The organism is Pseudomonas sp. B2021, assembly GCF_018135665.1.
Classification (GTDB): Bacteria; Pseudomonadota; Gammaproteobacteria; order Pseudomonadales; family Pseudomonadaceae; genus Aquipseudomonas; species Aquipseudomonas lactis.
Map to the genome: position 1 here is coordinate 4,948,055 of NZ_SMOF01000001.1, position 11,455 is coordinate 4,959,509.

Annotated in this window: 10 protein-coding genes; 4 read left to right on the forward strand and 6 right to left on the reverse strand. The window is 59.5% G+C overall.

Features of this window, described 5'->3' with window-relative positions; genetic code table 11:
- Positions 1-372 precede the first annotated feature (372 nt).
- From groL to E1K68_RS22310, 5 genes are all read right to left on the reverse strand, one after another.
- A complete protein-coding gene (gene groL / locus E1K68_RS22290; protein ID WP_003193939.1) occupies positions 373-2,019 on the reverse strand; it encodes a chaperonin GroEL in 1,647 nt (548 codons plus the stop codon).
- A 50-nt stretch (positions 2,020-2,069) separates the two neighbouring features.
- Complete coding sequence (locus E1K68_RS22295; protein WP_003193940.1) at positions 2,070-2,363, reverse strand: co-chaperone GroES; 294 nt, start codon at positions 2,361-2,363, stop codon at positions 2,070-2,072.
- Between the two features lie 247 nt (positions 2,364-2,610).
- On the reverse strand, positions 2,611-3,087 hold the full coding sequence (locus tag E1K68_RS22300; RefSeq protein ID WP_003193941.1) for an FxsA family protein: 477 nt from the start codon (positions 3,085-3,087) through the stop codon (positions 2,611-2,613).
- A 66-nt stretch (positions 3,088-3,153) separates the two neighbouring features.
- On the reverse strand, positions 3,154-3,885 hold the full coding sequence (locus E1K68_RS22305; protein ID WP_212614664.1) for a HugZ family protein: 732 nt from the start codon (positions 3,883-3,885) through the stop codon (positions 3,154-3,156).
- Between the two features lie 102 nt (positions 3,886-3,987).
- Positions 3,988-4,995 carry a DUF481 domain-containing protein gene (locus E1K68_RS22310; RefSeq protein ID WP_003193943.1) on the reverse strand — a complete coding sequence of 336 codons (1,008 nt, stop codon included), beginning with the start codon at positions 4,993-4,995 and terminating at the stop codon, positions 3,988-3,990.
- A gap of 145 nt (positions 4,996-5,140) precedes the next feature.
- On the opposite strand from E1K68_RS22310, the gene E1K68_RS22315 reads away from it, so the two are divergent.
- From E1K68_RS22315 to E1K68_RS22330, 4 genes are all read left to right on the forward strand, one after another.
- Positions 5,141-5,503 (forward strand): MGMT family protein, encoded by a 363-nt coding sequence (locus E1K68_RS22315; protein ID WP_034133585.1) that lies wholly within the window; start codon positions 5,141-5,143, stop codon positions 5,501-5,503.
- 43 nt (positions 5,504-5,546) lie between these two features.
- Positions 5,547-7,079, forward strand: coding sequence for an AmpG family muropeptide MFS transporter (locus E1K68_RS22320; RefSeq protein ID WP_212614665.1), 1,533 nt, complete (start codon positions 5,547-5,549; stop codon positions 7,077-7,079).
- A 171-nt stretch (positions 7,080-7,250) separates the two neighbouring features.
- On the forward strand, positions 7,251-8,966 hold the full coding sequence (locus E1K68_RS22325; protein ID WP_019817246.1) for a proline--tRNA ligase: 1,716 nt from the start codon (positions 7,251-7,253) through the stop codon (positions 8,964-8,966).
- Between the two features lie 20 nt (positions 8,967-8,986).
- Positions 8,987-9,940, forward strand: a complete 954-nt coding sequence (locus E1K68_RS22330; protein ID WP_056789139.1) for a hypothetical protein — start codon at positions 8,987-8,989, stop codon at positions 9,938-9,940.
- Between the two features lie 129 nt (positions 9,941-10,069).
- On the opposite strand, the gene dinB is transcribed toward E1K68_RS22330, so the two are convergent.
- Positions 10,070-11,128, reverse strand: a complete 1,059-nt coding sequence (gene dinB / locus E1K68_RS22335) for a DNA polymerase IV (RefSeq protein ID WP_212614666.1) — start codon at positions 11,126-11,128, stop codon at positions 10,070-10,072.
- Between the last annotated feature and the right edge of the window lie 327 nt (positions 11,129-11,455).

An 11,455-nucleotide genomic window follows, 5' to 3' on the forward strand; every position in this document is an offset into this window, starting at 1 on the left:
TGGTGGGGCAAGAGCCCTTTGGTTACTTTGGGGCTTTTCCAAAGTGACCCGCCGTTGGGGCGGAACCCTAAGCGGCCGTTACCGCAACAATGGATATGTACACAATCCAACTGTGTCGCCTGCCAGGCCGCCTTCGCGAGCAAGCCCGCTCCCACATTGGGATCGCGGGGTGTCAGGGAGATTGCCGTCGGCTGGCAGGGCGTCATCGCAGGCAAGCCAGCTCCCACAGTTGGATCGCGGGGGTGTCTGGGAGAACTGCGCCAGTCACGGGAGCAAGCTCCCTCGCCACAGGTCCAGCATGCAACCGTGCATAAAAAAGCCCCGCCTGCATCACTGCAGGCGGGGCTTTTTATAGTGCCGGGTAAGGCTGGCTTACATCATGCCGCCCATGCCACCCATGCCGCCCATGTCTGGCATACCGCCGCCAGCTGCGCCTTCTGCCTTCGGTTTGTCAGCGATGGCAGCTTCGGTGGTCAGGATCAAGCCACCGATGGAGGCTGCTGCTTGCAGCGCCGAACGAGTCACCTTGGTTGGATCCAGGATGCCCATTTCGATCATGTCGCCGTAGACGCCAGTCGCAGCGTTGTAACCGTAGTTACCTTTGCCGTTCTTGACTTCGTTGACCACAACGCTTGGCTCGTCGCCGGAGTTGGCAGCGATCTGGCGCAGCGGTGCTTCAACGGCACGACGCAGCACAGCGATACCAACGTTCTGGTCGGCATTGTCGCCGGTCAGGTTGGTCAGGGCTTCCAGAGCACGGATCAGCGCAACGCCACCGCCAGGTACCACGCCTTCTTCAACGGCTGCACGGGTTGCGTGCAAGGCGTCTTCAACGCGGGCCTTCTTCTCTTTCATTTCAACTTCGGAACCAGCGCCAACCTTGATCACCGCAACGCCGCCGGACAGCTTGGCCAGGCGCTCTTGCAGTTTTTCACGGTCGTAGTCCGAGGAGGTTTCAGCAACCTGGGCACGGATCTGCGCGATGCGGGACTCGATGTCGCCTTCAACGCCAGCACCGTCAACGATGATGGTGTTTTCCTTGGAGATGGTCACGCGCTTGGCGCTACCCAGGTTTTCCAGGGTGGCGCTTTCCAGGCTCAGGCCGATCTCTTCGGAGATAACGGTACCGCCAGTCAATACGGCGATGTCCTGCAGCATGGCCTTGCGACGGTCGCCGAAGCCTGGAGCCTTGACGGCTGCAACCTTGACGATACCACGCATGTTGTTCACAACCAGAGTCGCCAGGGCTTCGCCTTCAACGTCTTCGGAAACGATCAGCAATGGACGGCCGGCTTTGGCAACGGCTTCCAGTACTGGCAGCATTTCGCGAATGTTGGAGATCTTCTTGTCGACCAGCAGGATCAGCGGGCTGTCCAGCTCGGCAACCATGGTCTCAGGCTTGTTGACGAAGTACGGAGACAGGTAGCCACGGTCGAACTGCATGCCTTCTACAACCGACAGTTCGTTTTCCAGGCCCGAGCCTTCTTCAACGGTGATCACGCCTTCTTTACCGACTTTTTCCATGGCTTCGGCAATGATGTCACCGATGGAGCTGTCGGAGTTGGCGGAGATGGTGCCTACCTGAGCGATGGCCTTGGTGTCGGCGCATGGCTTGGACAGATTTTTCAGCTCGGCAACGATGGCGATGGTCGCCTTGTCGATGCCACGCTTGAGGTCCATCGGGTTCATGCCGGCAGCGACGGCCTTGTAGCCCTCGTTGACGATCGCCTGAGCCAGGACGGTAGCGGTGGTGGTGCCGTCGCCTGCGTCATCGTTGGCACGGGAGGCAACGTCTTTGACCAGCTGCGCGCCCATGTTCTCGAAACGGTCTTCCAGTTCGATTTCTTTTGCTACGGAAACGCCATCCTTGGTGATGGTCGGAGCGCCGAAGCTCTTCTCGATGATCACGTTACGGCCTTTCGGGCCCAGGGTCGCTTTTACTGCGTCAGCCAGAACGTTGACGCCAGTGAGCATTTTCTTGCGGGCGGAGTCGCCGAATTTAACTTCTTTAGCAGCCATGATCGATATTCCTTAAATACTTTGTAGTAACGGGAAAATGAGCGAGGAAATCAGTCTTCCAGAACGGCGAGAATTTCGTTCTCAGCCATTACCAGCAGGTCTTCGCCGTCTACTTTCACAGTGTTGCTGCCGGAGTAAGGGCCGAAAACAACCTTGTCACCCACTTTCACGGCCAGTGCGCGTACATCACCGTTCTCCAGGGTTTTGCCTGGGCCAGCAGCGACGATTACACCGTGGTTGGCTTTTTCAGCAGCCGAACCTGGCAGAACGATCCCGCCAGCGGTTTTCTTTTCTTCTTCGCTGCGACGGATTACGACGCGGTCGTGCAGAGGACGAAGCTTCATTGTCGATCTCTCCTAATTGTGTTTTTCATCGGCCGGTATCAATTCCGGCGGGTTAAATTCCGGCGGTGCCGGTCGCGGCTCGCGGGGCGAGACGCGGAAGTCTGTCTGATGTCACCACCAGAAACCTTGCGGTGACCGTTACATAAGGGCGCCCAGGCTTATTACAAGGGGCCAAGGATGAAATTTTTTGTGTCGACTCAAGGGTAAATGCAACACGGCACCCGAAGGTGCCGTGCCAGTGAAGCGGTTACTTAGGGTCGCGGTGTTCGAATTCGCCTTCGATCACATCACCTTCACGCCCCAGGGGTTGGCGTGGAGCCGGACCACCACGGGGTTGCAGGTCGTCGGCGAACGCACGCTGGCGCATCGCGGCCTCTTCAGCACGCTGGCGCATTTTGCCGGCCAGCAGCTTGCGGGTGAACGGCAGCAAGAGCACCAGGCCAAGCACGTCGCTGATAAAACCCGGCAGGATCAGCAGGCCACCGGCCAGGGCCATCATCAAGCCCTCAAGCATGGTCTGGGCGGGCAGTTCGCCGCGGTTCAGGCTTTCACGGGCACGCAGTGCGGTCGCCAGGCCGGCGACACGCAGCACCAGCACGCCAAGCATGGAGCCTACGATGATCAACAGCAGCGCCGGGAAGAAACCGATCGCACCGCTGACTTTAACGAATACGAACAGCTCCAGCACCGGGAACAGCAGAAAGAGCAATAAAAAAGGGCGCATCAAATGGTTCCTCAACGCAAGAATGCCTTGCCAGTTCACCTTAGATGACGTCGCCGTTGTGTGAATTCAAGCAGTGGCCGCGGTTTTTTTCGGCCAGACTTCAGCGTGCGCCAATGAAACCAGGGCTTCGCGCACTTGTGTCGGCGTATTGCAGGGCTCGGCAAACCCTAGCCAATGTAACGATTGGCCAATGCGCAGGTGCATGCCTTCGCTGTCGATACCGGCCAACTGCGCAGGCTCGGTGGCAGGCAAACCGCCCAGCTCGACGTAATGGGCAATGGCTTTGGTGTGATCGCTGTTCATGTGCTCGATCATGCTGCGCTCGGCCTTGCCCGCAAACGGGTTGGCCAAGGTCAACTGGTCGACCCAATGGATCGCGCCAAACCCACCGATATAACGGTGGCGCACCGGCTTGAGCACCCAGAAATCGAAATCATGGGCTTTGTGGTAGTTGGCCGAATCAGGGAAGTAGCGGTAGTAGCGCTCGGCAGCGGCTTCGATGGCGGCGGCGTCTTCCAGCTTCTCGGCTTCGGCCAGGTAGGTCAGACGCCCGACGGCTTGTACATCGTCGGCCTCACGCTCCCCCACCAGCAGCGAACACTTGGGGTCTTTTTGCAGGTTATGGGTGTGCTGGGCAATGCGGCTGATCAGGATCAGCGGGCGGCCCTGCTCGTCCAGGCAGTAGGGCACCACCGAGCCGAAGGGAAAGCCGGGCATGGCTTTGGACTGTGTGGCGAGCGCCCCACGGTATTCCTTGAGCAACAGCTCTCGGGCGTTCTTGGCAACCTGCGTGCTCAATATAGGATTCCTCGGATGTTCCGCGACCCATGGCATATGGGAATGGATCTCAACACAAGGTAATCAATATCTGCGCAGGTTGCCAGAGGGGCCGACGCCGGTTTACCAGGCCACGCCAAAGCCTGCGGTGTAGCGGGTCTTGCTCAAGCTGCTGTCGGAGTCGCCGCTGATGACGTCACGCTCAGCCTTGAGGTTGAGGGACGCCCACTCGGTGACTTTGTAGCGCAGGCCCATCTCGGCATCCAGGGAGTAATCGGCCGGACCGTCCAGAGGCTTGCCCAATTCGCCGTTGGTGAAGAACTCTACGGTCTTGCCCACCAAGTAGCGGTTGTAGTTCCACTTCATGGCCAGAGAGTAGAAGTTGTCCTTGCCGCCGTCGGCATATTCGTAATCGGTACGGTTGACCAGCGACCCGAGGGAGAACGCGCCCAACTCATCGTCCCAGAACTGGTAGCCCGGGCCGGTACCCACGGTGCGCTGGCGCGCCAGGTCTTCGACCTTGTCGCGCTTGTAGGTCAGGCGCCCCTGCCAGAACCAGTGCTCGGTGATAAAGCGGTCCAGGTCGTATTCCAGGGCCCAGTTGTCGGTGGTGGTGACGTCGTCCTGGAACTCGCGGTTGTACTCGCCCTTGCCCGTATGGCGCCACTGGCCGTGACGGGCCGAGGTCTTGAAGTCGATGTCGTAGTCGTTGGTGTCTTTGTCCGCGCGCTTGTAGTCCAGCGCCAGGTCGACGTTACCCTTCCACACCAGGTCTTCGATCACCGGCTTGGGCTTCATGATCTGTTGGATACTTGCCAGTTCCACCGTCTTGGGCGCCTCGCCATTGGCCAGCACCACCTTGCCATCATCGGCTGCCTGCAACGACTTGGCCTTTTCACCGGTGTAGGCGTCCTGCTTGACCAACAGTTCCTGGTCGCTTTCCAGGGTCTTGACCTGTTTCCAGTCCACCGGGATGGAGCCTGCGTAGGTGGTTTGGATCAGCAACTTGCCACCGTCGAAGACTTTGATCTTGCCGGTGAGCCGATCACCGTTTTTCAACCAGACGGTATCGGCGAGCAAGGGCGTGGAAGCACTGAGAACAGCAAGGCACAACAGGGTTCTGGACAACATAAGCAGGTACGGGGCTCAGGATAGGCGAAAAAAGGGGCGTTATAGTGTTACATGGCTAGAACTGACTCAAGGATTTATATTGAGTTCAATACTCATCGCCATGTTTACAGACGTTTCTGACAAAACAACGACGATCTCAACGGATATGCCCACAGTGATCTCACCTGCCGACACGCCACAAAGCCCCGCCGAGATACGCCGCACTGCCCTTTACCTGACACTGTCGCAGGTGCCCGAAGGCTGCGTGGTCAGTTACGGCGAGCTGGCACACCTGGCAGGTTTGGGGCGTGCTGCCCGTTGGGTCGGGCGCACCCTGAGCCAGTTGCCGCAGGACACGCGATTGCCCTGGCATCGGGTGCTGGGTGCCGGCGGTCGGATAAGTCTGCCGGTGGGCAGTGCCTCGGGTGACGAACAACGTGCGCGTTTACGTAGCGAAGGCGTCACTATCCTGAACAATCGTGTTGATATTCAGCGTCATGGCTGGCGCCCGGTAGAGCACAGCGGTTAGAGTGCGCGCTTTGTTTCCGCAAATCTGAGGCAGACTCCAGCCCATGCCCCGTAAAACCTGGCGCGCCGCGCTCGCCGCCTATGCCAGCCCTTCGACGTTAGTGCTGTTGTTGCTCGGTTTCGCCGCCGGCATGCCTTACATGTTGGTGTTTTCGACGCTTTCAGTGTGGCTGCGTGAAGCCGGTGTGGCCCGCGAGACCATTGGCTATGCGAGCCTGATCGGTCTGGCCTACGCCTTCAAATGGGTCTGGTCGCCGCTGCTCGACCAATGGCGCCTGCCGTTGCTGGGTAAACTGGGGCGCCGTCGCTCGTGGCTGGTGCTGGCCCAATCGCTGGTGATCCTCGGATTGATCGGCATGGGTTTTTGTGACCCGCAAAAACACCTGTCCTGGTTGATCGCCATTGCGGTGGTCGTCGCCTTCGCGTCGGCCACCCAAGACATCGCTGTGGATGCCTACCGCCTGGAAATCGCCGACGACAGCCGTCAGGCCGCCCTGGCGGCAAGCTACATGTCTGGTTATCGCATCGCCGCCCTGCTGGCCACGGCCGGTGCGCTGTTCTTTGCCGAAGGCTTCGGCTCCACCGGTTTCAACTATAAACACTCGGCCTGGACCGGCACCTATGTGCTGTTCGGCGTGTTGATGGTGCCGGCGTTGCTCACCACGTTGTTTATGCGTGAACCCGATGTGCCACTGCGCACCCAACTGCAGGCCGGGCGCTACAGCTTCGCGCACCAGTTGGTGTCGGTGTTTGTACTGATCGTGCTGTTGGTCTCGGTGCCGGCGATGTTTACCCAGCTGTATAACACCGACTTTGCCAGCGTACTGTTCCAGGGCGTGAGCCTGTGGGAACTGCTGATGGAAGACCGCGCCTTCCTGCGTGCCATCCTCTATATCACCCTCACTGCGCTGTGCCTTTCGGCCATGGGCCGCCGGGGCCTGGCGCCGGTGCTGACGCCGGTCAACGACTTTATCCTGCGCTACCGCTGGCAGGCGCTGCTACTGCTCGGGCTGATTGCGACCTATCGCATGTCCGACACCGTGATGGGCGTCATGGCCAACGTGTTTTATATCGACCAGGGTTTCACCAAGGACCAGATCGCCGGGGTGAGCAAGATCTTCGGCCTGATCATGACCCTGCTCGGTGCCGGCATGGGCGGGCTGTTGATCGTGCGGTTCGGGATATTGCCGATCCTGCTCATCGGCGGCGTGGCCTCGGCCGGCACCAACCTGCTGTTCGTGATGCTCGCCGACATGGGCCCCGACCTGCAGATGTTGATCGTCACCATCTCCCTGGACAACTTCAGTTCGGGCATGGCCACCTCAGCATTCGTGGCTTACCTGTCGAGCCTCACCAACCTCAAGTTCTCCGCCACCCAATATGCGTTGCTCAGCTCGATCATGCTGTTGCTGCCACGTTTGATCGGCGGCTATTCAGGCGTGATGGTGGAGAAGTTCGGTTACCACAACTTCTTTATGATCACCTGCCTGTTGGGCGTGCCGACGCTGCTCCTGATTGCGTTGCATTGGTTCCAGGAGAACCGCCGCGCCCGGCTGAATCCCCCGCCGGAAGACTGACACGACTCAGTCAATGTGGGAGCTGGCTTGCCTGCGATAGCGGGCAAGCCAGCTCCCACACAAGCGACGGTTACGACAGATACACCCTGCCACCTCACGCCTGTACTCCGGCGACAAGCGCCCGTACAATCCCAAGTCATTTCAAGTCCAAGCAACCGACAACGGCCTACCATGCGTACCAGTCAATATTTGCTCGCCACACAGAAAGAAACGCCTTCCGACGCGGTTGTGATCAGCCATCAGCTGATGCTGCGCGCCGGCATGATCCGCAAACTGGCCTCGGGCCTGTACACCTGGTTGCCCATGGGCTTGAAGGTGATGCGCAAGGTCGAAGCCATCGTTCGTGAAGAAATGAACGCTGCCGGCTCTCTGGAAGTGTTGATGCCGAGCACCCAACCGGCTGAGTTGTGGCAGGAATCCGGGCGCTGGGAAGAGTACGGCCCTGAGTTGCTGCGTTTTAAAGACCGTCATGGCCGCGATTTCTGCGCCGGCCCGACCCACGAAGAAGTCATCACCGACCTGATGCGCAATGAGCTGAGCAGCTATAAGCAGTTGCCGCTGAACCTGTATCAGATCCAGACCAAGTTCCGTGATGAAATCCGCCCACGCTTCGGCTTGATGCGTGGCCGCGAATTCATCATGAAGGACGCCTATTCGTTCCACGCCGACCAGGCTTCCCTGCAAGCGACCTACGACCGCATGCACCAGGCCTACTGCAACGTGTTCACGCGCCTGGGCCTGAAGTTCCGCCCGGTTGAAGCGGACAACGGCTCCATCGGCGGTGCCGGCTCTCACGAATTCCACGTGCTGGCCGAGTCTGGCGAAGACGATATCGTGTTCAGCAACGGTTCCGACTACGCGGCGAACATCGAGAAGGCCGAAGCCATACCACGTGAAACCTCGCGCCCTGCTCCCACCGAGGAGCTGCGCCTGGTCGACACGCCAGACACCAAAACCATCGCGGCCCTGGTGGAGAAATTCAATCTGCCGATTGAAAAGACCATCAAGACCCTGATCGTGCGCGCCGAAGAAGAAGGCAAGCTGATCGCCCTGGTGATCCGTGGCGACCACGAGCTCAACGAAATCAAGGCCGCCAACCAGCCTGGCGTAGCCAGCCCGCTGGTCATGGCCACCGATGCTGAACTGCGCGACGCCATTGGCGCCGGTGCCGGTTCCCTCGGCCCGCTGAACCTGCCGCTGCCGATCATCATCGACCGTTCGGTAGAGCTGATGAGCGACTTCGGTATCGGCGCCAACATCGACGACAAGCATTACTTCGGCGTGAACTGGGAGCGTGACCTGCCGGTTCCGACCGTGGCCGACCTGCGCAACGTCGTGGCCGGCGACCCGAGCCCGGATGGCAAGGGCACCCTGGAGATCAAGCGCGGCATCGAAGTCGGGCACATCTTCCAGTTGGGCAACAAGTACAGCAAGGCGATGAAGTGCGAAGTACTGGGCGAGAACGGCAAGCCGATCACCCTGGACATGGGCTGCTACGGCATCGGCGTGTCCCGCGTGGTTGCCGCTGCCATCGAGCAGAACAACGACGAGAAAGGCATCATCTGGAGTGACGCCCTGGCGCCGTTCCAGGTGGCCCTGGTGCCGTTGCGCTATGAAACCGAGCAAGTGCGCGAAGCCACTGACAAGCTGTACGCGGAGCTCACCGCTGCCGGTTTTGAAGTGCTGCTCGATGACCGGGACAAGAAAACCAGCCCGGGCATCAAGTTCGCCGACATGGAACTGATTGGCATCCCGCACCGGATCGTGGTCAGTGACCGCGGCCTGGCGGATGGCAATCTGGAATACAAGAGCCGGACCGAAGCCGAAGCCCAACCGTTGCCGGTGGCTGACGTGCTGTCTTTCCTCCAGGCGCGTATTCGTCGCTGAAAACCAGATCAAGAGAAGTCATGTTCAAGCGAAACACCAGAGCCCTGGGGGGCGCCGCCTTGTGCGGCGCCCTGCTGGTCAGCGGCTGCGCCAATCAGATGTCGCAACGCAGCGAGCACGAGGAGCGGGTCGAGCGTAAGTTGCTCGACCACAGCCTGCAGATCGATGTAGGCGAACCCAAAGTGTTGGAGCTGCCGCAACGCCGGGTTCGCATTCATGAGCAGAAGACCTTCGAGGTCACCGAATTCGAAGTCACCCGTCGCTACGACCGCTACACGCCCTACCAGCCTTGGCGCAAACTCTATGAGATGCCCCTGGGTGCCGTGGCGCTGGTGGCGGGCGTGGGTGCCAACGTGGTGAATATCTTCGCCCTCGGCAACCTGCCCACGAGCGTGACCCGTGACTGGCTGAGCTACGGCGTGGACGGCATCAACCCGTTCATGAACGTGCAATCCCACGGCCGTGCGCAACAGAACCTGGCCGCTATCGATGAAGTCCAGCGTGACAAGCGCCTGGAGTATTCGAGCCTGCCCTGGAGCGAGCGCCCGGTACAAGTCACCGCCGGCAAGCAGACCCATGAGCTGACCACCGATCGCAACGGCATACTGCGCCTTAACCTGTTGGACAGCCCCTTTGCCGAGCAAGACCTGAACCGCGTCACCACCTTGAAGATCAGTGTGCAAGATGGCCAGGACGACGTGCATACCGACTCGACCCTGGCGGTCAGCAACACACTGCGCAGCAAGCTGCTCGAAGCCCATGCCCTGATATACGACGACCTGGAAGATGACGAAGTGAACCAGTGGGTGCACCGAGTCAAACGCCTGTCGGAGCTGGGGCTGGAAGAAGAGGCCAGCGAGCTGGAACAAAGCCTGATTGAACTGACGCGCAATGACCCGGAGTTGCAGCAGGAGTTTGTGCAGGCGCTGACCAAGGATGCGGGGCGGTTAGTCGCCGATCCTGGCGCACGCTGATCGTGCAATACCTGTGAAGATCAAACTGTGGGAGCTGGCTTGCCTGCGATAGCGGTGTATCAGTTAAAGCATTCTTGACTGACACTCCGCTATCGCAGGCAGGTCAGCTCCCACATTTGTTTCGGGTTTTTACCAGGAAAACTCGAGCTGTTCGTTGCCGCCGCTCAGGTCTAGCAACCGTACGCCTATCCCCAGCAACCGCACCGGCTTGCCCCCGCGATTGAACGCCTGGGTCATCAACTGTTCATAACTCTCCAGATCCCGTCCTGCCCCGGCCTGCTCCAGCGTCGTCTGGGTAAAGTCATGAAACTTAACTTTGACGAACGGCTTGCCCGCACGGTAGCTGCTGTCGATACGCGCCATGCGCCCGGCCAGGGTTTCCATCAGTTCCGGCAGTTTCGCCAGGCAACTTGAAAGGTCCGGCAGGTCCACGTCGAAGGTATTTTCTACACTGATGGATTGCCGACGGCTGTCATTTTGCACCACGCGATCATCAATCCCACGCGCCAAGCTCCACAGGCGCTCGCCAAAACTGCCGAATTCGCGCACCAGTGCCAGTTTGTTCCAGTCGCGCAATTGCAGGCAGTCTTCGATGCCCAGGCGCGCCAGCTTGTCGGCGGTGACCTTGCCCACGCCATGCAGCTTGCTGACACGCAACTGCGAGACAAAGTCTTCGACTTGGTCCGGCGTGATCACGAACAGGCCGTTGGGTTTTTTCCAGTCGCTGGCGATCTTGGCCAAAAACTTGTTGGGCGCCACGCCGGCAGACACGGTGATATGCAACTGGTTGGAGACCCGGCGCCGAATGTCCTGGGCAATACGCGTGGCGCTGCCGCCAAAATGCGGGCTGTCGGACACGTCGAGGTAGGCCTCGTCCAGCGACAACGGCTCGATCAAGTCGGTGTAGTCGCGAAAAATCAGCTGGATTTCTTTGGATGCTACTTTATAGGCATCCATGCGCGGCTTAACGATGGTCAAGTCCGGGCACAGCTTCAAGGCATGACGTGACGACATGGCCGAACGCACCCCATACGCCCGCGCTTCGTAGTTGCAGGTGGCGATCACGCCGCGCCGATCTGCCGAGCCACCGACAGCCAAGGGCTTTTGTGCCAGGCTCGGGTCGTCGCGCATCTCGATGGCGGCGTAGAAGCAATCACAGTCGACGTGGATGATTTTGCGCTGCGTCATATAAACGGGGTGTTAACCAACGGGTGGCCAGTATCGCACTCACCCCTGTATATAGCACCAGTAGTTTGAATCTTCTGCCTGAGCGGTAGGAAATTTCGTAGATGAATATATTTTCTCAATCGAATATCGCATCCCAATAGAGCTGAAAGCCTTGCCCTGCCTGGCTTCAAGCCCTCAAGAGGCACCTCATCAAGCGCTAACCGATTGAAGCACAAGCGCTTTTCTTGAGTTTACGGGTTGACACACTCGCGTTCCTCTGTAGAATGCCGACACACAGACGCGGGATGGAGCAGTCTGGTAGCTCGTCGGGCTCATAACCCGAAGGTC

Coding starts and splice junctions, on each gene's coding strand:
- groL (WP_003193939.1), bottom strand. CDS start 2,019: ATGGCTGCTAAAGAAGTTAAATTCGGCGACTCCGCCCGCAAGAAAATG.
- E1K68_RS22295 (WP_003193940.1), bottom strand. CDS start 2,363: ATGAAGCTTCGTCCTCTGCACGACCGCGTCGTAATCCGTCGCAGCGAA.
- E1K68_RS22300 (WP_003193941.1), bottom strand. CDS start 3,087: ATGCGCCCTTTTTTATTGCTCTTTCTGCTGTTCCCGGTGCTGGAGCTG.
- E1K68_RS22310 (WP_003193943.1), bottom strand. CDS start 4,995: ATGTTGTCCAGAACCCTGTTGTGCCTTGCTGTTCTCAGTGCTTCCACG.
- E1K68_RS22315 (WP_034133585.1), top strand. CDS start 5,141: ATGCCCACAGTGATCTCACCTGCCGACACGCCACAAAGCCCCGCCGAG.
- E1K68_RS22320 (WP_212614665.1), top strand. CDS start 5,547: ATGCCCCGTAAAACCTGGCGCGCCGCGCTCGCCGCCTATGCCAGCCCT.
- E1K68_RS22325 (WP_019817246.1), top strand. CDS start 7,251: ATGCGTACCAGTCAATATTTGCTCGCCACACAGAAAGAAACGCCTTCC.
- E1K68_RS22330 (WP_056789139.1), top strand. CDS start 8,987: ATGTTCAAGCGAAACACCAGAGCCCTGGGGGGCGCCGCCTTGTGCGGC.
- dinB (WP_212614666.1), bottom strand. CDS start 11,128: ATGACGCAGCGCAAAATCATCCACGTCGACTGTGATTGCTTCTACGCC.